Below are 19,665 nucleotides of genomic sequence, written 5' to 3'. Positions count from 1 at the left end.
CGTCCATCTGCCACGGGCGAAGCCTATGACGGCCCCGCGGCGGCCCTCCGGTTTCCCCGCACGGCCGGGCTACCGCCCGGTAGGACCCTGCCCTATTCTCCCATTGCGCCAGCGGTTACTGGCGCGATGAGATGGGACTCTGCTGACGGACGGCCGGTACGCGAGCACGCACGGTACGGCACGGCCCATGCCACAGCGCGGCTCGGCTCGGCTCGGCTCGGTACAACAGAACACGCGTGATCCGCGCGATCGCACCACATGCACGACGCCCTTACGTACGTTCGCCCCAGGAGGCGATATGGACCGGCAGCGGCAGGCGCACCACGGCACGGAGCAGCGGAAGGAGGGGGCCGGACCGCCCCGGCACGTCCGGGTCGCGATCGTCGGCTCCGGTTTCGGCGGGCTCGGCGCCGCCGTACGCCTGCGCCAGGAGGGCATCACCGACTTCGTCGTCCTCGAACGCGGCGACGCGGTCGGCGGCACCTGGCGCGACAACACCTATCCGGGCGCCGCCTGCGACGTCCCGTCCCACCTCTACTCGTACTCCTTCGCCCCCAACCCCGACTGGCGGCGCGCCTTCTCGCGGCAGTCGGACATCCGCGCCTACACCGAGCATGTGACGGAGGTCTTCGGCATCCGGCCGCACCTTCGCCTCCGTCATGAGGTACAGCGTCTGACCTGGGACGGTGCCGCCCTGCTCTGGCGCATCGAGACGACCGGCGCCGACTTCACGGCCGATGTCGTCGTCTCCGCGACCGGCCCGCTCTCCGACCCCGTCGTCCCCGATGTCCCCGGGCTCGACGGCTTCCCCGGCGAGGTCTTCCACTCCTCCCGCTGGAACCACGGCACCGAGCTGAGCGGCCAACGCGTCGCCGTCGTCGGAACCGGAGCCTCCGCCGCCCAGATCGTGCCCCGGGTCCAGCCCGCGGCCGCCGCGCTCACCCTTTTCCAGCGCACCCCGCCCTGGGTGCTCCCCAAGCTGGACCGGCCCATCACCGCGGCCGAACGGCTACTGCACCGGCACGTTCCGTTGACCGCCGCCGCCCGCCGGGGCGCGCTCTGGGCCGTACGCGAACTCCAGGTACGGGCCTTCACCCGCGGCACCGGCGAGCTGCGCGCCGCCCAGGCCATCGCCCGCGCCCATCTGGCCCGGCATGTGAAGGACCCCGCGCTCCGGGCCGCCCTCACGCCCTCCTACCGCATGGGCTGCAAGCGGATCCTGCTCTCCAACGACTACTATCCGGCGCTGACCAGGCCGAACACCACCGTGGTGGCATCCGGGCTGGCCGAGGTCCGCGGTTCCACCCTGATCGCCGACGACGGCACCGCGACCGAGGCGGACGTGATCGTCTTCGCCACCGGCTTCCGGGTCACCAACCTGCCGGTTGCCGAACGGGTCGTCGGCGCGGGCGGGACGACCCTCGCCGAAAGCTGGGGCCAGGGCATGCGCGCGCTGCGCGGTATCGCCGTCGACGGCTTCCCCAACTTCCTGACGATCATCGGCCCCAATACGGGCCTCGGGAACTCCTCCATGATCCTGATGATCGAATCTCAGCTGAACTATCTGGCGGACTTCATGCGCCAGCTGCGGATCCTCGGCGGGCCCACCGCACTGGCCCCCCGGCCCGAGGCGGTCGCCTCCTGGGGGGACTTCGTCGAACGGCGCCTGGAGCACAGCATCTGGAACACGGGCAACTGCCGGAGCTGGTACCTCGACCGGTTCGGCCGCAACACGACCCTCTGGCCCGGCACCACGGGCGAGTTCCGCAGGCTGCTGCGCGAAGTCGACCTCGGGGAGTACGAGATCCTCCGCACCGCCCCGACCGCCCCCGCCGCCCCGGGCCGTTCCGGTTCGGCCGCCGTGCCGTCCACCACCGCGCCCGCCCCGGAGGCCGCCGCATGAGCAGGAACCGCAACCACTCGGCCCCGGACCCGGCCCGGGACCCCCGGATCACGACGGCCGAATCGGCCGACGGCACCGCCCTCCACATCGAGATCCACGGCCCCGGTGACGCCCCGGCCCTCGTCCTCTCCCACGGCTGGACCTGCTCCACCCGCTTCTGGGACGCCCAGATCCGGGCGCTGTCCGCCGACTTCCGCGTCGTCGTCTACGACCAGCGCGGCCACGGCCGCACCCCCATGGGCCGGGTCTCCACCGGCGTCCTCGCCGACGATCTCGAAGCCGTGCTCCGCACCGTCCTCGCCCCCGGTGAACAGGCCGTCGTCGCCGGGCACTCCATGGGCGCCATGACCATCGTGGCCGCGGCGGGCCGGCCCGCGCTCATCGAGCACGCCGCGGCCCTGCTGCTGTGCAGTACCGCCGCCTCCCATCTCGTCGAGGAGTGCACCGTCCTGCCCGGACGGCGCGGCGGACCGCGGACCCGGGCGACCCGGGCCGTCCTGCGGTCCCCGCTGCCCCTGGGACCGGTCACCCCGCTCGGCCTGCCGGTGCTGCGCCGCGTCGCCCTGAGCCCGGCCGCCACCCGGGCGCAGGTCGCCGCCTGCGCCAGGATCGTGCACGCCTGCCCCCGGATCCCCCGCGCCGCCTGGGCCCAGGTGCTCGAAACCCTGGACCTGACCGAGTCCGTACGGGTGCTCGACCTGCCCGCGGTCGTCCTCGTCGGCAGCGCCGACCGGCTCACTCCGCCCGTGCACTCCCACCGCCTCGCCGCGAACCTGCCCGACTGCCGCGGACTCGTCGTCCTGGACGGCGCCGGGCATATGACACCCGTCGAGCGGCCCGATGATGTCACCGCGCAACTGCGCTCACTGGTGGCGCAGTTCCTGGGCCCCGGCCACCCGGAGAGCCCGGCCCCCGCTGCGACCCTGCGACGGGAAGAGGCCCCGGTCGGGGACGCGGGAGAGAAGGAGAGCACCGCATGAGCGGCGGGCGCGGCACCGGCCCCGCGGCCCGGCGGTGGTCCGGCGGGCGCGGCACCGGCCTCGAAGGGCAGGTCGTGGTCGTCACGGGCGCCGCCCGCGGCATCGGTGCACTGCTGGCCCGTAAGCTCTCCGCGCGCGGTGCCCGCGTCGCCCTCGTCGGCCTGGAACCCGACGGGCTCCGGGACGTCTGCGCCCGGCTGCACACCGAGGGCGCCTGGTGGTACGCGGACGTCACCGACGCCGACGCCATGGCCCGGGTCGCCGCCGAGGTTGCCGAACGGTTCGGAAGGGTCGACGCCGTCGTCGCCAACGCGGGCGTCGCCCTGGGCGGCACCTTTGCCGACGACGATCCCGCGCTCACCGCCTGGCGGCGCGTGGTCGAGGTCAATCTGATCGGCAGCGCGATCACCTGCCGGGCCTTTCTGCCCGCCCTGCTGGCGAGCCGCGGCTACTTCCTCCAGATCGCGTCCCTCGCGGCCGTCGTGCCCGTCCCGCTGATGACCGCGTACTGCGCCGCGAAATCGGGCGTCGAGGCGTTTGCGCACAGCCTGCGCGCGGAGGTGGGCCACCGGGGCGTCCGGGTCGGGGTCGGCTATCTGTCGTGGACCGACACCGATATGGTCCGGGGCGCGGACGCGGACGAGGTGATGCGCGAACTGCGGCAGCGCCTGCCGTGGCCCGCGAACCGCACCTATCCGCCGGGCCCGGCCGTGGAACGCCTCGTCACCGGTATCGAACGCCGCTCGGCCCAGGTGTACGCGCAGGGGTGGCTGCGCGGGACGCTGCCCGTACGAGGGGTCCTCCCGGCGCTCACCGGGCTCGCCGCCGGACGCGAGATGCGGCGGTTCGAGGAGCGGTTGAGGAGCGTGCGGAGGGGGCTGGTCGGCGCGGGCGGAGCCGCCGACGAAGCCGAACGCGCGCCGGTGAAGCGCGCGGTGGCGGACGGTGGATCCGGCGAGGGTACGGGACGGAGCCCGGGCCCGGGCTGACGCCCCGCGGCTCCCGGCCCAGGTCCGCCCCGGCCCAGGTCTGCCCCCTGCACCCGAGCCCCGGAGGGCCCCGCCGCCCCCGGCCCCGTACCTCGCGAACCGAGTCCCCGCCCGGCACCCGAGCCCCGGCCCCGTACCCCTCGACCCGAGCCCCCCGCCCTCGCCGCCTCACCCCTCACCCCAGTTCCAGCGCCTCCGCCAGTTCGCGCCACTGCCGCCGCGGCAGGGTGCCCGGATCGGCGGTCATCACGTTCAGCGCCACATGGTCGGCGCCCGCGTCCAGATACTCCCGGATCCGCTCCCGCGCCCGGTCGGCGTCGCCCAGAGCGAAGACCGCGTCCAGCAGCCGGTCGCTGCCGCCGTCCGCGAAGTCCGCCGCCGTGAACCCGGACCGTTCGAAGCTGCGGAGGTAGTTCGGGAGTTGCAGATACAGCGCGAGACCCTCGCGGGCGATCTCCCGTGCCCGCTCCAGGTCCGGCTCCAGCACGACCTTCAGATCGGGCGCGAGGACGGCGTCCGGGCCCAGGATCTCCCTGGCCTCGGCCGTCTGCCCGGCGGTGACCAGATAGGGGTGGGCCCCGGCGGCCCGGGCGGCCGAGAGGGCGAGCATCTTCGGACCCAGCGCGGCCAGCAGCCGCCGTTCTGCCGGGACGGGCACCGGGGCCGCGTCCAGCGCGTCGAGGTACTCCACCATCGTCGCGTACGGCCTGGCGTACTGTGGGGTCAACTTCTCATGGCTGACGCCGAGTCCCAGGAAGAACCGGCCCGGCGCGGACTCCTCGATACGGGCCGTGTCCGCGGCGACCTCCTCCGCGGTGTGCTGCCAGATCGACAGGATGCCCGTCGCGACCCGGATCCGGCGCGCGGCGGTCACCACCGGCGCGACCTCCGCCAGGGAGGGGCTGCCGCCGACCCACAGCGTGCCGTAACCCAGTTCGTCCAGTTCGGCGACGGTCTCCGCGTGCTCCGCCGACAGGGCGGGGGCGCCGGGGGCCGCGCGCAGCAGTATCGTCCAGACGCCGACGCGGCCGAGCTTCCCAGAATCCGAAGTGAAGGTCATGGAGGGTTCAACGGGCGTGTCCCGCACGGGTATTCCGGCTTTCGGACGTCCATTCGGGTGAAACCGGCGGCCCAGGTCCCGTACGGGAAGGTCAGCCGCCCGGCCGCGGCGGCAGCGGCGGGCGGCTGCGGTCCGGGACGTCGCCGTAGCCCGGGGGAGCCGCCGCCGGGCGCTTCTCCAGCATGTCCAGCGCCAGCCGTACCGCGTCGTCCAGCCCCGCGAACCGGCCCTCCGCCCAGTCCAGCGGTGTCCTCAGCGCCTCCAGATCGGGCTCCACGCCGTGGTTCTCCACCGACCAGCCGTAGCCGTCGAACCAGGCCGCGTTCATCGGCACCGTGATGACGGTCCCGTCGCCCAGCCGGTGCCGCCCGGTGATGCCGACGACCCCGCCCCAGGTCCGGGTCCCTACCACCGGCCCGATGCCCAGCAGTTTGAAGGCGGCCGTGATCATGTCGCCGTCCGACGAGGTCGCCTCGTCCGCGAGGGCGACGACCGGTCCGCGGGGGGCGTTGGAGGCGTACGAAACGGGCTCGGCGTCCCGGGTGAGGTCCCAGCCGATGATCTTCCGGGTGAGGTTCTCCACCACCAGCTCGCTGATGTGCCCGCCCGCGTTGCCCCGGACGTCCACGATCAGCGCCGGGCGCGACACTTCGAGGCGCAGGTCCCGGTTGAACTGGGCCCAGCCCGAACCGCCCATATCGGGGATGTGCAGATAGCCGCAGCGCCCGTCGCTCAGCTCCCGTACGACCCCCCGGCGTTTGGCGACCCAGTCCTGGTAGCGCAGCGGCCGCTCGTCGATCAGCGGGACCACCGCGACGCGCCGGGAGGCCGCGGCCGTGCCCGGCGGGCCCGAGACGCCGTTCGCCGTACGGAACGTCAGCTCGACCGTCGTACCGCCCGCCGCCGACAGCATCGGGAACGGGCCCGCCACCGGATCCACCGGGCGGCCGTCGACATAGGTGAGGACGGCGCCCTCGCGGATGCCCGTACCCGCCAGCGGGGAGCGGGCCTTGGAGTCCGACGAGTCGCCCGGCAGGATCCGCCGCACCACCCACCCCTCGTCCCGGCGGACGAGATTCGCCCCCAGCAGGCCCATCGGCCGCTGGTAGTGCGGCGGGCCCTCGTTGCGGCGGGCGGGGGTGACGTACGCGTGCGAGGTGCCCAGCTCGCCGACGACCTCCCGCAGCAGGTCGGCGAACTCGTCCGGGGACGCCACCCGGTCCAGCAGCGGCCGGTACTGGTCGAGGATCCCGTCCCAGTCGACGCCGCTCATGCCGGGATCCCAGAAGTACGCGCGGATCAGCCGGCCCGCCTCCGCGTACGCCTGCCGCCATTCCGCGGGCGGCTCCACCTCGTGGTGGATCCGCCGCAGGTCGATGTAGACCGTCGCGTCGCCGTCGCCGGACTCGGTGGCCGGCTGGGCCCGCAGCTCGCCCTCGTCGACGACGACCAGCCGGGTGCCGTCGCCGCTGACCGCGAACCAGTCGAGATGGTCGACCAGTTCGGTGCGGCGGGCCTTGGTGATGTCGAAGTGTTCGAGGGTGGGGCGGCCCGAGGTGTCCGCGGGGTTCACGAAGGTCTCGCCCAGGGCGCCCGAGATCGGCCAGCGCAGCCAGACCAGCCCGCCGCCGCTGACCGGATGGAGCGCCGAGTACTTGGAGGCGGCCACCGGGAACGGCGTCACCCGGCTCTCCAGCCCCTCGGTCTCCACGACGACCGTGTGCGGTCCGGAGGCCGCGCCCGGATCCGTATCCGTGTCGGCGCCGGTGTCGTCGCCGGAGCCGTCCCCGCCCGCGGCGGACGGTGTGGTGTCCGGCTCGTTCAGCGGGTCGAGACCACCGGCCGCCGGGCGTCCGTCGGGCAGCAGCGCGAAGGGTGACGGGGTTGCCGACGACAGCGGTACGAGATAGGGGCGGCAGCCCAGCGGGAAGGAGAGGTCCCCGGTGTGGACGTCGTACACCGGGTCGAAACCGCGCCAGGAGAGAAAGGCCAGATAGCGGCCGTCGCTGGTGAAGACCGGGTTCTCGTCCTCGAAGCGGCCGTTGGTGACGTCGATGATCGTCCGGTCCTTTATCCGCGCCATGCGGATCTGGCGGAGACTGCGGCCCACGCCCGGCTGGGACCAGGCGAGCCAGGCGCCGTCGGGGGAGAAGGCGAGATCGGCGACGGGGCCGTTGAGGGAGCGGACAAGACGGACGACATCCGCGCCGCCCTCGTCCCCACCGGTGTCCCCGTCGGCGTCGGTCCCGCTGCCGGCCGCCTCGGCCGCCTCGGCCGCCCCGTCCGTCTCACCGCTCGCAGCCGCAGTCGTCGCAGCCCCGTCCCCGCCCCCCGCCTCCGACTCCGCAGATTCGGGGTCCGTCGCGTCCAGCAGCAGCAGCCGGCCGTCGTGCGAGGCCACCGCCAGCCGGTTCCCCTGCGGGTCCGACACCAGCTCCCGCACCACCCCGAGCTGCCCCGGGGCCAGGGTGCGCGGCTCGCGCTCCCCGGTCGCCCGCGGCAGATAGGCGATCTCCACCGCGTCCGCGCCGCCCGCGTCCGTCACATACGCCACCCGGCCGCCGGTCCCCAGCATGACCGGCATCCGCACCCGTACCCCCGGCCGGTCGGCGATCGTACGGGCCGGTCCGTCGCGGTGCGTCAGCCAGTACAGACTGCCCCGTACCGATACCGCGCTCGCCCGTCCGGTGGCGTCCACCGAGATCGCGTTCACATGGTCGGAGGCCGGGATCTGGTACGTCCTCCGGCCCGTGCGCGGCCCTCCGAGCCGTACCGCGGCCCGGCGCGGCACCGCGTCCGGCACCGTCAGATCGTCGACGATCCACAGCTCGCCCGCGCACTGGTAGACGACCCGTTCGCCGTCGCTGGAGGCGTGCCGGGCGTAGAAGGCGTCGTGGTCGCTGTGGCGCCGCAGATCGGAGCCGTCGGGGCGGCAGGAGTAGAGATTGCCGATGCCCTCGTGGTCGGAGAGGAAGGCGATCCGGCCGCGGACGAACATCGGGCAGTCGAGATGGCCCTCCAGTCCGGCCAGCAGCCGTTTCCCGTGCAGCCAGAGGCGGCCCGTCGCCCCGCCGCGGTAGCGCTTCCAGGCGGCGGGTTCGTGCGGCGGCTTCCCGGTCAGCAGCAGGGTGCGCCGCTCGCCGTCGACGTCCGTGACCGCGATGTCCGACACCGGCCCCCACGGCAGCCTGCCGCCCGGCTCCCCGTCCAGGGGGACGCTGTACGCCCAGGAGAAGTACGAGAACGGCTGACCGTGCGACGAGACGGCGAGGACATGACCGTCGGGCCCCCAGCCGCAGACCCGGGTGTCGAAGGAGCCCCAGTAGCTCAGCCGTCGGGACTCGCCGCCCGCCACCGGCACGATATGGATCTCGGGGTCCAGGCTCCGCCAGGTCGTATAGGCGATGAGACCGCCGTCGGGGGAGAAGCGGGGATGTCCGATCCGGGTCCGGTCCGCGGTGAGCCGCCAGGCGCGGCCCGGCTCGGCGCCCGCCGCGGCGAGGGGCGCGACCCAGAGGTCGTCCTCGGCGGCGAAGCACACCAAGTCGTCGTGGAGGTGCGGGTATCGGAGGTACGCCACGTCGTCGCTCACCCCCCAATGCTTTCCACCCGACGGGCCCGGGGCAACTCGTGGGCCGGGACGAACCCGATTCGGAGGGGCACGGTTGAGTCCGTACCGGGTGAGGAAAGCCACAAGCGAAACGGAGACGTTTCGCTCGGGGCGTCGCCTACCCTCATGGGAGTACGAAACCGTTTCGTTTGGAACGGTCGTGGTGAGAACCCCGGCGGCGGCCGAGGCGGACCAGTGGAAGGGAGGGCGACCGATGTCCCGCAGCCGACTGACCCCCGAGCGCGAGGCCGAACTGTTCGAAGCCGTGCTCGAACTGGTGTGTGAAGTCGGATACGACTCCCTGACGATGGACGCCGTGGCGGCCAGGACCCGCTCCAGCAAGGCGACGCTCTACCGGCAGTGGCACAGCAAGCCCGAGCTGGTGGCGACCGCGCTCCAGCACGGCGCAGGCCCCGGCGCGAACCAGGTCGACACCGGCAGTCTCCGCGGTGACTTCCGGGCCATGCTGGCGCAGACCAACGCCAAGGAGATGGAGAAGGACTCCGCACTGCTGCGGGCCCTGGTCCACGCGGTCCACACCAACCCCGATCTGTACGACGCGCTCCGCACGAAGGTCATCGCACCGGAAGAGGCGGCGCTGCGGACGGTGATCGACCGGGCGGTGGAGCGGGGCGAGATCAGCGCGTCCAACCCGGCCAGGGAGTTCGTGCCCCATATGCTCTTCGGCCTGTTCTTCGCCGTCCAGATGATCGAAGACCGGATCCCGACCGTGGACTTCATGACGCGGTACGTCGACGCGGTCGTCCTGCCCGCGCTGGAGGCCCGATGATCCGGCCCCCCGCCGGGCCCGGGCGCCCGGATCCCACGGCGGTACGACGTGGTGCCGCCCTCACCCGCCGACCACCTCCGGGGCGGCCCATCACCAGGTGATGAACCCGAGGCGTCCCCAGCCCCGAGAGGTTCCCCGCCTTTCCCGGACTTCCGCGGAACCGGACTCCCACCCCGGACCACCGCGGACTCTTCCCCACCACCTCCCCATTCGCTTGCGCACCACCAGCACCACCAGCACCACCAGCACCACCAGCACCACCAGCACCACCAGCACCACCAGCACCACCAGCACCACCAGCATCACCTGAACCATCAGCGACACCACCGGATCCACCACCACCGGATCCACCACCGGCACGACCCGTACCACCAGCAGCACCCGTACCTGACGCGCGCCGCTCTCGTCCGTCGGGCCGACTCCCCCTGCCCTGTTCGTCTCACCAACGGGAGAACGCCCTCGTGGCCACGTTCCTCTACAAACTCGGGCGGACCGCCTTCAGGCGCCGCAAGCTCGTCGCCCTGATATGGGTGGCCCTCCTCGTATTCGCCGGTGTCGCGGCATCCTCCGCCGCCACGCCCAAGGACCCCGGCTTCGCCCTGCCCGGCACCGAATCCCAGAAGGCCTTCGACCTTCTTGAGGAGCGGTTCCCGGGCGGCGGCGCCGACGGTGCCACCGCGCGGATCGTCTTCAAGGCCCCGGCCGGCCAGAAGATGACCGACGCCAAGAACAAGACCGAGGTCAACGAGGTCATCGGGGCTCTGAAGAAGGGCTCCACCGAGATCTCGTCGGTTGCCGACCCGTACGCCGAGGACGCCGTCTCCGAGGACGGCAGCACGGCCTATATCTCGGTCAGCTACAAGGTCAACTCCATGGAGCTGGCCGACAAGAGCAAGGAATCGCTGACCGACGTCGCCAAGGACGCCCGGTCCGCCGGGCTGACCGTCGAACTCGGCGGTGACGCGACGATGGCCGAGGAGCACGCCGCCTCCAGCGAGATGATCGGCATCCTGATCGCCGCGATCGTGCTGGTCATCACCTTCGGCTCGCTGATCGCCGCCGGTCTGCCGCTGCTCACCGCGCTGATCGGCGTCGGCGTCGGCATCTCCACCATCACCGCCCTGGCGAACGTGCTCGACCTGGGCACCACCACCTCCATGCTGGCGATGATGATCGGCCTCGCGGTCGGCATCGACTACGCCCTCTTCATCGTCTCCCGCTACCGCGCCGAACTGGCCGAGGGCCGGGAGCGCGAGGAGGCGGCGGGCCGGGCCGTCGGCACCGCGGGCTCCGCGGTGGTCTTCGCCGGTCTGACCGTGGTCATCGCCCTGGCCGGACTCGCGGTCGTCAATATCCCGATCCTCACCAAGATGGGCTTCGCCGCCGCGGGCACCGTCGTCATCGCCGTGGTCATCGCAATCACCCTGATCCCGGCGCTGCTCGGCTTCGCGGGCGACAAGATCCTCGGCCGCAAGATGCGCAAGGCCCGCAAGGCCGGCCGCGACCTGGACCAGGGCACGCGGGGCGGAAAGCAGAAGGCGGGTGTCCGCTGGGCGAGCTTCGTGCTGCGCCGCCCGGTCGCCGTCCTGCTGACCTCCGTGATCGGCCTCGGTCTGATCGCGATCCCGGCCGCTTCGCTCCAGGTCGGCCTGCCGGACGAGGGTTCGTCCTCCCCGGCATCCACCCAGCGCAAGGCGTACGACCTGCTCTCCGACGGCTTCGGCCCGGGCTTCAACGGTCCGCTGACCCTCGTCGCCGACGTCAAGGACAGCAAGGACCCGAAGGCCGCCGTCGACGAGGTCGCCGCCGCCATCGGCAAGATGGACGGTGTGGCCGCCTCCGTCGCCGGGGGTCTGAACAAGGCCGGTGACGCCGGCATGATCAACGTGGTGCCCGAGGACCGGCCGTCGTCCGTGAAGACGGAGAAGCTGGTCGAGAAGATCCGCGGCGAGAGCAAGAAGTTCAAGGCCGACACCGGCGCGGTGGTCCTGGTCACCGGCGCCACCGCCCTGAACATCGACTTCTCGCAGAAGATGAACGACGCCCTCGTGCCGTATCTGGCGCTCGTCGTCGGACTGGCGTTCCTGCTGCTGGTGCTGGTCTTCCGGTCGATCCTGGTCCCGCTGAAGGCGGCGCTCGGCTTCCTGCTCTCGGTCGTGGCGGCGCTCGGCGCGGTCGTCGCGGTCTACCAGTGGGGCTGGATGTCCGGCCTGTTCAACGTCGAACAGCCCGGCCCGATCATGTCGATGATGCCGATCTTCATGATCGGTGTGGTCTTCGGTCTGGCCATGGACTACGAGGTCTTCCTCGTCACCCGGATGCGCGAGGCGCATGTCCACGGCGAGCGCCCGGCCGAGGCGATCGTCACCGGCTTCCGCGACGGGGCCCGGGTGGTGACCGCCGCCGCGGTCATCATGATCGGTGTCTTCGCCGGCTTCATGAGCGCGGGCGAGCAGATGGTCATGATGATGGGCTTCGGCCTGGCGATCGCGGTCTTCTTCGACGCGTTCGTCGTCCGGATGGCGATCGTCCCGGCGGTGCTGGCCCTGCTCGGCGAGAAGGCCTGGTGGCTGCCGCGCTGGCTGGACAAGGCGCTGCCGAACGTGGACGTGGAGGGCGAGAAGCTCCAGCAGGAGCTGGCCCACCGGCCGCAGGACCCGGACGAGGACCGGCGCCTGGTCGGCGTCTGACGCGCCGCGCCCCCTCCGGGGGGCGCCGGGACGGGAGTCCGGACCGGACTCCGGAGCTGAGCGGCGACGGGCCGCACCCCCGCGGGGGTGCGGCCCGTCGGCCGTTGGTACTACGCGGTGCCGCCGGTCGGCCGGTTCGGTCGGGGGTACGGGCCCGGGCCGGGTCCCGGCGGCTTCGTCGGACGCCGCCGGTCGCGTTACGCCGTTCGAGTGGCCCACCCGGTCCGGCGGCGGGAACCCGTAGCGCCTCGCGGGCCGCTCTGCGCGACCCGCACCACCCGGCCTACGCCGGTTCCGTTTCCGTGCCTGCAGCGCCTGCCGTGCCTGCCTGTGCGGTCCCCGCCCCCGGCTCCGTACTTGCGCCGCTGCCGCCGACCGCCGCCGCGTAGGTGTGTTGGAGGAAGCGGTTCAGCACGTTCGAGTCGAACTGCACCACCGCCACGCCCTCCGCCGAGTGGAACTCCACGACGGCCTGCGCCCGGCCGCACGGCCAGACCTCCACATCACCGCTGCGCACCGGCTTCCGCAGCCCGCTCTCCAGGACCTCCCGCGGGAAGGTCCATCCGGTGCCGCCCGGGAAGGCGAACCGGACCGCCCGCGGATCCCCCTCCGGCTCGTACGACATCGAGACGCGGACCGGCCGGTACTGGGGAGCGTCGGTGACGATCCGGCCCCAGACGTGATCTTCGACGGTGGTGGCGGACATCGTTCGCTCCTCGCAACGTCTTCTTTGCCCTCTAATGTCCCATATTTTGGTCGAGGGTTCGATGGCGCTTTGCCCTTTCTTGAGCAGGAGGCGCTCTTGCAAGCCATGCGCAGAAGAGCACAATCAGTGCTGCCCGTCGCAGTCCGCGCGTCCGCTCCATCCGTCGCCTTTCCGATCCGGAGCCCGCCATGCATGTTCCCGACGGTTTCATCAACGCACCCGTGTCGGCCGCCGCCGGAGCCGTGGCGGTCGCCGCCGTCGCGGCCGGTCTGCGCGGGGCCCGCCGCGAGACGGACGCCCCCGGGGCGGGCGCCGACCCCGGCGGCGAGCGCACCGCGCCCCTCGCCGGACTCGTCGCCGCGTTCGTCTTCGCCGTACAGATGCTGAACTTCCCGGTCGCCGCCGGGACCAGCGGACATCTCCTCGGCGGCGCGCTGGCGGCGATCCTCGTCGGCCCGTACACCGGTCTGCTCTGCCTCGCCGTCGTCCTGCTGCTCCAGAGCGTCCTCTTCGCCGACGGCGGCCTCACCGCGCTCGGTGTGAACATCACCCTGATCGGGGTCGTCACCGTCGTCGTCGCGTACGGACTGTTCCGGGGGCTGCTCGCGGTGCTGCCGCGCCGCCGGAGCGCGATCACCGCCGCGACCTTCGTCGCCGCGCTGGTCTCCGTACCGGTGTCCGCGGTCGCCTTCACCCTGCTGTACGGGATCGGCGGCACCACCGACGTGCCGTTCGGCACCGTGCTGGCCGCCATGACCGGCGTGCACGTCCTGATCGGCATCGGGGAGGCGCTGATCACCACGGCAACCGTCGGTGCGGTGCTCGCCGTCCGGCCCGACCTGGTGTACGGGGCCCGGGACCGGGTGGCCGTACCGCTGAAGCTGCGGGTCGGCGGGCAACTCACAGACCTACCCGCCGCGCCCACCGCCCCGCCCGCCGACGGCCCCCGGCCCGCCCCGCGGCGCCCGTCCCGGGCCGTCGCGCTCACCGGCCTCGCCGTCGCCGTCGTACTGGCCGGTTTCGTCTCCTTCTACGCCTCAGCCAGCCCCGACGGCCTGGAGCGGGTCGCCATCGACAAGGGCTTCGCGGACTCCGCCGACGACCACGCGACCGTGGACTGGCCGCTCGCGGACTACGGCGTCGCCGATATCGCGGACGACCGGCTGTCGGGCGGGCTCGCGGGCGTCATCGGCGTCGGCGCGACGGTCGTCGCGGGCACCCTGCTCCTCCGTGCCGCGTCGGCACGCCGCTCCGCGCGGGCGGGCGCCCCGCGCCCGGACGCGCGGGCAGCCACCGGGCAGACCGGGCCCGGGGAGCCGGGTGCCGCGGATTCCGGGTCGGCCGCCGGGCTCGCCGGGTCCGGCACCGGGACTGCGGGGCCCGCTTCCCGGTCGGCGGCCGGGCCCGCCGCAACCGTGCCGTCCCCGAGGGCGGATACCCCGGACGCGACCGGGACCCCGCGGCCCGTACCGACGCCTCCCGACCCCTCCGCACCCCTCGAACCCCCGGGGCCGTCCGCCGCACCCCCGGCCGGGCGGGACTGACCCCGGCATGGGCGCGGGCCACCGCCACAGCCCCACCCACCGGCTCCACATCCCCCGCCGCTCAGCCGTCCATGCCCTGCCCGCGCACTGCAAACTCGTCGCCGTCTTCTGCTTCGTCCTCGTCGTCGTCACGACGCCGGGCGGGGCGGTCTGGGCCTTCGTCCTGTACGCCGCCCTGCTGGCCGCCGTCACCGCCGTCGCCCGGATCCCGCCCGCGACCGTACTCACCCGGCTGCTCGTCGAGGCGCCGTTCGTCGTGTTCGCCCTGCTGCTGCCGTTCACGGTGCCCGCAGGGCCGGGGGAGCGCGTCACCGTCCTCGGACTGACGCTGAGCGAACCGGGGCTGTGGGGCGCGTGGAACATCCTCGCCAAGGCGACCCTCGGCGTCGCCGCCTCCGTCCTGCTCGCCGCCACCACCGAGATCCGCGCCCTGCTCCTCGGCCTGGAGCGGCTCCGGCTGCCCCCGCTGCTGGTCCAGATCGCCTCCTTCATGATCCGTTACGGCGATGTGGTCGCCGACGATCTGCGGCGGATGGCGGTCGCCCGCCGCTCGCGCGGTTTCGAGGCGCGCGGCCCCCGCCACTGGGGCGTGCTCGCGAAAACGGCGGGCGCGCTCTTCATCCGTACCTACGAACGCGGCGAGCGGGTGCATCTCGCGATGCTGAGCAGGGGCTATACGGGCACGATGCCTGCACTCAGGCCGGATGCCGCGGCGACCCGGGCCCAGTGGACGTACGCCGCAGCCCTGCCCGCCGCCGCGCTCGCCGTCCGCCTCCTGGGAGGAAACCCCCTGTGACCTCCACCGCCGTACCGCCCTCGCTGCACATCGCCGGGCTCGCCTACGCCTATCCCGACGGCCACCAGGCGCTCTTCGGCGTCGATCTGACGGTCGGACGCGGCGAACGCGTCGCCCTCCTCGGCCCCAACGGCGCAGGGAAGACCACCCTCGTCCTCCATCTCAACGGCATCCTCGGCGGCGGCGCGGGCACGGTCGCCGTCGGCGGGCTGCCCGTCGAACGCGGCCGTCTCGCGGAGATCAGACGCCGCGTCGGCATCGTCTTCCAGGACCCCGACGACCAGCTCTTCATGCCGACCGTCCGGGAGGACGTCGCCTTCGGCCCGGCCAACGCCGGGGTACGCGGACCCGAACTGGAGCGGAGGGTCACGGCCGCGCTGGAACGCGTCGGCATGGCCGCCCACGCGGAACGGCCGCCGCACCACCTGTCCTTCGGACAGCGGCGGCGGGTCGCGGTGGCGACCGTCCTCGTCATGGAGCCGGAGATCCTCGTCCTCGACGAACCCTCCTCCAACCTCGACCCGGCGTCCCGCCGTGAACTCGCCGAACTGCTGCGGTCGCTGGACGTCACCGTGCTGATGGTCACCCACGATCTGCCGTACGCACTGGAGCTGTGCCCGCGGGCGGTGGTGCTCGGCGACGGGGTGATCGCGGCGGACGGGCCGACCCGCGAACTGCTGGCGGACGGCGCCCTGCTGCGGGCGCACCGGCTGGAACTGCCGTACGGCTTCGACCCGGCGGCCGTCGCCCCGCTCCCCGCCCGCCCCGACTGACCTGGAAGTCTTCCCCGCGGGCCGACGTTGCACCATGGAGGACGGACGCAGCCGGCGAAGCGGAGGGGCGGGGCCATGACGGACGTACGGGGCACGGTGGCGGACGGCTTCGAGCCGGTACGGGAAGCATTCGTGCGCAACTTCGAACAGCGCGGGGAGCGGGGCGCGGCGGTCGCGGTCTACCGGGACGGGCACAAGGTGGTCGACCTGTGGGCGGGGACCCGGGACGTCGACGGCGGGCCGGGCCCCGCGGGAGCAGGAGACGCCTCCGGCTCCGAAGCCGGGACCCCGCCCGGCGCCCCGCCCGGATCTCCATCCGCATCTCCATCCGGATCCCCGCCCGGGGCACCGTGGGCGGTCGACACCGCGCAGATCGTCCGCTCGGTCACCAAGGGCGTGGCCGCGGCCGTCGTCCTGCTGCTGCACCAGCGGGGCCGGATCGACCTGGACGCGCCGGTCGGCACCTACTGGCCCGAGTTCAAGGCGGCGGGCAAGGAGCGGGTCCTCGTCCGCCATCTCCTCTCCCACCGCGCCGGGCTCCCCGCCCTGGACCGCCCGCTGACCCCGACCGAGGCGATCGACGGGGTCAGCGGCCCGGCGGCGCTCGCGGCACAGGCCCCCGCCTGGCAGCCGGGCACGGACCACGGCTACCACGCGCAGACCTACGGCTGGCTGCTGGCCGAACTGGTCCCCCGGGTCACCGGCCGGAGCATCGGCCGCTGGGTCGCGGAGGAGATCGCCCGCCCCCTCGGCCTGGACTTCTGGCTGGGGCTCCCGGCGGAGGAGGCGCACCGGGTCGGGCGGATCGGGCCGGTCGAGGAGCCGCCGCCGGTGCGCAGCGGCGGGCTGACGCTGCGGCCCAAACGGTCGGTGGCGGACGCCTACCGGGACCCGGACTCGCTGACCCGCCGGGCGTTCGGGGTGATCGCCCCGCTGCCGGACGAGAACGCCCCGGAGTACCGGGCCGCCGAACTGCCCGCGTCCGGCGGGATCTCCACGGCCCGGGCGCTGGCCCGCTTCTACGCGTCGACGATCGGCGCGGTCGACGGCGGTCCCCGGCTCTTCGCGCCCGCGACGCTGACCCTGGCCCGCACCGAGGAGTCCGCGGGCCCCGACCGGGTCCTCGTCGTCCCCACCCGCTACGGCCTCGGCTTCATGCTCCACGGCCCGGCGGCGCCCCTGCTCGGCCCGGGCTCCTTCGGCCACCCCGGGCGCGGCGGCTCCCTCGGCTTCGCCGACCCGGATGCGGGCATCGCCTTCGGCTATGTCACCAACGGGCTCCGCAAGGGAGTGACCGCGGATCCCCGTGCCCAAGCGCTGGTCAGAGCGGTACGTTCGGCGCTATGAATCGCTTCGAGGGTTACGGGGTCCTGATCACGGGCGCGGCCCGCGGCATCGGCGCGGCGACCGCGCGCCGGCTGGCGGCCGAAGGCGCACGCGTGCTGCTCACCGATATCGACGAACAGGCAGTGGCGAAGACGGCTGCGGACATACCGGGCGCGGCCCATCTGGTGTGCGACGTCGGCGACCAGACGCAGGCGGACGCGGCGGTCGCCTTCGCCGTCGACACCTTCGGCCGGCTGGACGTCCTGGTCAACAACGCGTTCGCCTGCTCACTGGACATGGACGCCTTCGAGGACGAGCCGGACACCACCTGGCGGCTCGACCTCGACATCACCCTGATGGGGGCGGTCCGCTGCGCCCGGGCCGCGCTGCCGCGCCTGGCGGAGGCGGACGGCCGGGGCGCGATCGTCAACATCGGCTCCGTGAACGCGGAGGCGGACTTCGGCAACCACGCCTACAGCGCGGCCAAGGCGGGGCTGGCATCGCTGACGCGGACCCTGGCGGGGGACGTCGCCCAGCGCGGCGTCCGGGTCAACCAGATCAACCCGGGCACGATCCGCACCGCGAACTGGGACGGCCGCGAGGCCGTCCTCTCGGCCCTGGGCAGCCGCGCCTACCCCCTGGGCCGGGTCGGTGAACCGGACGACATTGCGGCGGCGGTGGCGTTCCTGGCGTCGCGGGACGCGTCCTGGATCACCGGGACGGTGCTGCGGGTGGACGGCGGACTGCTGGCGGTGAACCGGATGTTCGCTGAGATCACAGCGGAAGTGGAAGGCTAGCCTCTCGTTTGTCGGACCGGCCGGTTACAACGGTCTTCATGAGTACGACAGGCATGGAATGCATGGAACCGGCCGCACTGGAATCCTTCGTGGTCCGCGCGAAGGCGGCGACCTACGCGGGCGGCGGCGGGAAGATCCCCTCCGTCCGCGTCTCGTCGCACGATCTGGAGTACCGCGAGGGCGAACTGGTCTACCGGGACAGCTATTTCGGCGGCACCGACTTCCTCGGCCAGGAGACGGTCCACCTCGGCGACCGCCCGCTGTGGGGCATGAACTACTACGGGTACGTCCTCCACGACGATATCGACGCGGGGGTGGCCGGCCGGGTCGTCACCGCGTCGCTGTCCGCGCTCTACCGGGAAGGCCGGTTCCTCGGCGGCTTCCGGTACACGGTCGAGGGACTGACGTACACGGACGAGACGACGGGCGATGTGACCCGCTTCCGGGGCGTGGAGCACATCACGGTTCCGTCGGGGATACGGGCGTACGAGCTGCGCTACCACGGGGGCCGCATCCTGGACTGAGCCCGGCCCCGCCTCGCGGCTGCACAACGAAGCGTCCCCCGGTGCGAGGCACCGGGGGACGCCGAGGTTCGGAGGCCGAAGGATCAGAGGGAGCCCGACCAGCGGGCGCCGTCCAGGTCCGCGAGCGAGGGGTTGAACTCCACCTCGGCCGTGGTCGCCGCCGTGGGCGGCAGGGAGAAGGCGTAGCGGCCGACGGCCTGCTTGCCGGGGAGGACGAAGTCGTTCATGAACTTCAGACGGTCACTGGCGTCGATGATCATCTCGGTGTCGGCGCCTTCGGTGTCGTAGACCGTGGGCAGGCCGGATTCGAGGGACATCCGTACCTTGTTGGTGTTGAGGACGGTGACGGTCACCTCGATCGCCTTGTTGCCCTTCGCATGGCCGCTGGCGAACGAGTCCGGGGCGTACGGCTTCGGCTTGTGGACCGTGACCTTCAGACCGTTCTCGAAGAGGAAGGGCTCGCCGAACGAGAGCTTCCGGGCGGCGGCCGCGGCCGCCTCCTTCTTCTTCGCCTCGCGGTCCTCGGCCTCGGCCGAGGCTTCGATCTGCAGGATCCGGTCCTCGGCGGTGTCGTTGGCCTCGTTGACGAAGAACACGGTCAGCAGACCGCCGCCGATGGAGAGCAGCAGACCGGCCGAGCCCATGATCACACCGCCCAGGGCCATGCCCTTGTTGGTCGCGGTCCCCTTGCGGGCGTGGCTCACGCCGATGATGCCGAAGATCAGCGCCAGCAGGGCCGGGAGCCAGGACAGCCAGAAGAGGATGACGGCCAGGCCCAGGATGATCCCGATGATGCCGAGGACCAGGGCCGTGACGCCCATTCCGTTGCGGGGCGGCCGCGGCGGGGCGGGGTGCCGGGACCAGGGCGGCGGGGTCTCGGCCCACGGCTGAGGCGGCTGAGGGGCCGGGGGAGTGGAGCTCTCGTCGCCGGGAGGGGTGGGCATGGTCATGCGGGATCCTTGAGCGGGGTCGGGTGCCGAACCTTGGACAGTACCAGCAGTTTTTACGCTTTCCTTACCCAATTTTCGAGGGTGGGCCCTCACCCGGACGGGGCAACGGTGCCCGCCCCGCCCCGTCCGCGTGGCTACGCTGCGCGCCATGGCCGGACTTGAGCCCCCGAGGTGCCCCACCTGCCCCGCGCGGCCGTGGTTGTGGAAGGACACCACGACCGCCACCC

14 protein-coding genes and 2 pseudogenes are annotated in these 19,665 nt (G+C 72.9%); 11 read left to right on the top strand and 5 right to left on the bottom strand.

Going from position 1 to position 19,665, the window contains the following annotated elements; all coding sequences use genetic code 11:
- The first annotated feature begins 298 nt into the window (after positions 1 to 298).
- From B7R87_RS12015 to B7R87_RS12005, 3 genes are read left to right on the top strand one after another with little or no spacing between them, the layout of a single operon-like run.
- The gene (locus tag B7R87_RS12015; RefSeq protein WP_006348752.1) at positions 299 to 1,903 is read left to right on the top strand and encodes a flavin-containing monooxygenase; all 1,605 of its coding nucleotides are present in this window, start codon (positions 299 to 301) and stop codon (positions 1,901 to 1,903) included.
- On the top strand, positions 1,900 to 2,883 hold the full coding sequence (locus B7R87_RS12010; protein WP_130585064.1) for an alpha/beta fold hydrolase: 984 nt from the start codon (positions 1,900 to 1,902) through the stop codon (positions 2,881 to 2,883). The genes B7R87_RS12015 and B7R87_RS12010 overlap by 4 nt, the downstream gene beginning before the upstream one ends.
- On the top strand, positions 2,880 to 3,872 hold the full coding sequence (locus B7R87_RS12005) for an SDR family oxidoreductase (RefSeq protein ID WP_130585063.1): 993 nt from the start codon (positions 2,880 to 2,882) through the stop codon (positions 3,870 to 3,872). Before B7R87_RS12010 ends, B7R87_RS12005 begins: the two co-directional genes overlap by 4 nt.
- A gap of 175 nt (positions 3,873 to 4,047) precedes the next feature.
- Here B7R87_RS12005 and B7R87_RS12000 read toward each other — a convergent pair whose 3' ends face one another.
- Together B7R87_RS12000 and B7R87_RS11995 are read right to left on the bottom strand one after the other, a co-directional pair.
- Positions 4,048 to 4,932 (bottom strand): LLM class F420-dependent oxidoreductase, encoded by an 885-nt coding sequence (locus B7R87_RS12000; protein WP_006348754.1) that lies wholly within the window; start codon positions 4,930 to 4,932, stop codon positions 4,048 to 4,050.
- A gap of 91 nt (positions 4,933 to 5,023) precedes the next feature.
- Positions 5,024 to 8,524, bottom strand: coding sequence for a S41 family peptidase (locus tag B7R87_RS11995; protein WP_006348755.1), 3,501 nt, complete (start codon positions 8,522 to 8,524; stop codon positions 5,024 to 5,026).
- A gap of 232 nt (positions 8,525 to 8,756) precedes the next feature.
- Here B7R87_RS11995 and B7R87_RS11990 point away from each other — a divergent pair, with 232 nt between their 5' ends.
- Complete coding sequence (locus B7R87_RS11990) at positions 8,757 to 9,332, top strand: TetR/AcrR family transcriptional regulator (protein ID WP_006348756.1); 576 nt, start codon at positions 8,757 to 8,759, stop codon at positions 9,330 to 9,332.
- 90 nt (positions 9,333 to 9,422) lie between these two features.
- On the opposite strand, the gene B7R87_RS11985 is transcribed toward B7R87_RS11990, so the two are convergent.
- Positions 9,423 to 9,713 carry a hypothetical protein gene (locus B7R87_RS11985; RefSeq protein ID WP_006348757.1) on the bottom strand — a complete coding sequence of 97 codons (291 nt, stop codon included), beginning with the start codon at positions 9,711 to 9,713 and terminating at the stop codon, positions 9,423 to 9,425.
- Positions 9,714 to 9,793: 80 nt separating this feature from the next.
- Here B7R87_RS11985 and B7R87_RS11980 point away from each other — a divergent pair, with 80 nt between their 5' ends.
- The gene (locus B7R87_RS11980) at positions 9,794 to 12,022 is read left to right on the top strand and encodes an MMPL family transporter (RefSeq protein WP_006348758.1); all 2,229 of its coding nucleotides are present in this window, start codon (positions 9,794 to 9,796) and stop codon (positions 12,020 to 12,022) included.
- Positions 12,023 to 12,398: 376 nt separating this feature from the next.
- Here the strand turns inward: B7R87_RS11980 and B7R87_RS11975 are convergent.
- Positions 12,399 to 12,728, bottom strand: a pseudogene (locus B7R87_RS11975) (SsgA family sporulation/cell division regulator); the annotation flags it as partial.
- Positions 12,729 to 12,916: 188 nt separating this feature from the next.
- On the opposite strand from B7R87_RS11975, the pseudogene B7R87_RS11970 reads away from it, so the two are divergent.
- From B7R87_RS11970 to B7R87_RS11945, 6 genes and pseudogenes are all read left to right on the top strand, one after another.
- A pseudogene (locus tag B7R87_RS11970) lies at positions 12,917 to 14,017 on the top strand (energy-coupling factor ABC transporter permease); the annotation flags it as partial.
- Positions 14,018 to 14,279: 262 nt separating this feature from the next.
- Positions 14,280 to 15,068, top strand: coding sequence for a cobalt ECF transporter T component CbiQ (gene cbiQ, locus B7R87_RS11965; RefSeq protein ID WP_006348760.1), 789 nt, complete (start codon positions 14,280 to 14,282; stop codon positions 15,066 to 15,068).
- A complete protein-coding gene (locus B7R87_RS11960; protein WP_006348761.1) occupies positions 15,065 to 15,841 on the top strand; it encodes an energy-coupling factor ABC transporter ATP-binding protein in 777 nt (258 codons plus the stop codon). The genes cbiQ and B7R87_RS11960 overlap by 4 nt, the downstream gene beginning before the upstream one ends.
- A 75-nt stretch (positions 15,842 to 15,916) precedes the next feature.
- A complete protein-coding gene (locus B7R87_RS11955) occupies positions 15,917 to 17,188 on the top strand; it encodes a serine hydrolase domain-containing protein (protein ID WP_006348762.1) in 1,272 nt (423 codons plus the stop codon).
- Positions 17,185 to 17,964, top strand: coding sequence for an SDR family NAD(P)-dependent oxidoreductase (locus B7R87_RS11950; RefSeq protein WP_006348763.1), 780 nt, complete (start codon positions 17,185 to 17,187; stop codon positions 17,962 to 17,964). The genes B7R87_RS11955 and B7R87_RS11950 overlap by 4 nt, the downstream gene beginning before the upstream one ends.
- 38 nt (positions 17,965 to 18,002) lie before the next feature.
- A complete protein-coding gene (locus B7R87_RS11945; protein ID WP_198965073.1) occupies positions 18,003 to 18,488 on the top strand; it encodes a DUF5680 domain-containing protein in 486 nt (161 codons plus the stop codon).
- An 83-nt stretch (positions 18,489 to 18,571) separates the two neighbouring features.
- Here B7R87_RS11945 and B7R87_RS11940 read toward each other — a convergent pair whose 3' ends face one another.
- Positions 18,572 to 19,438, bottom strand: coding sequence for a DUF4190 domain-containing protein (locus B7R87_RS11940; RefSeq protein WP_040915998.1), 867 nt, complete (start codon positions 19,436 to 19,438; stop codon positions 18,572 to 18,574).
- Between the last annotated feature and the right edge of the window lie 227 nt (positions 19,439 to 19,665).

Origin of the sequence: Streptomyces tsukubensis (assembly GCF_003932715.1) — a bacterium.
Taxonomy (GTDB): Bacteria; Actinomycetota; Actinomycetes; order Streptomycetales; family Streptomycetaceae; genus Streptomyces; species Streptomyces tsukubensis.
Note: the sequence above shows the minus strand (reverse complement) of the source record. Positions and strands in the feature narration are given on the sequence as shown.

Bases quoted from the DNA above. Each gene is read 5' to 3' on its own strand.
- B7R87_RS12015 (WP_006348752.1), top strand. From the start codon at position 299: ATGGACCGGCAGCGGCAGGCGCACCACGGCACGGAGCAGCGGAAGGAG.
- B7R87_RS12010 (WP_130585064.1), top strand. From the start codon at position 1,900: ATGAGCAGGAACCGCAACCACTCGGCCCCGGACCCGGCCCGGGACCCC.
- B7R87_RS12005 (WP_130585063.1), top strand. From the start codon at position 2,880: ATGAGCGGCGGGCGCGGCACCGGCCCCGCGGCCCGGCGGTGGTCCGGC.
- B7R87_RS12000 (WP_006348754.1), bottom strand. From the start codon at position 4,932: ATGACCTTCACTTCGGATTCTGGGAAGCTCGGCCGCGTCGGCGTCTGG.
- B7R87_RS11990 (WP_006348756.1), top strand. From the start codon at position 8,757: ATGTCCCGCAGCCGACTGACCCCCGAGCGCGAGGCCGAACTGTTCGAA.
- cbiQ (WP_006348760.1), top strand. From the start codon at position 14,280: ATGGGCGCGGGCCACCGCCACAGCCCCACCCACCGGCTCCACATCCCC.
- B7R87_RS11955 (WP_006348762.1), top strand. From the start codon at position 15,917: ATGACGGACGTACGGGGCACGGTGGCGGACGGCTTCGAGCCGGTACGG.
- B7R87_RS11950 (WP_006348763.1), top strand. From the start codon at position 17,185: ATGAATCGCTTCGAGGGTTACGGGGTCCTGATCACGGGCGCGGCCCGC.
- B7R87_RS11945 (WP_198965073.1), top strand. From the start codon at position 18,003: ATGAGTACGACAGGCATGGAATGCATGGAACCGGCCGCACTGGAATCC.
- B7R87_RS11940 (WP_040915998.1), bottom strand. From the start codon at position 19,438: ATGACCATGCCCACCCCTCCCGGCGACGAGAGCTCCACTCCCCCGGCC.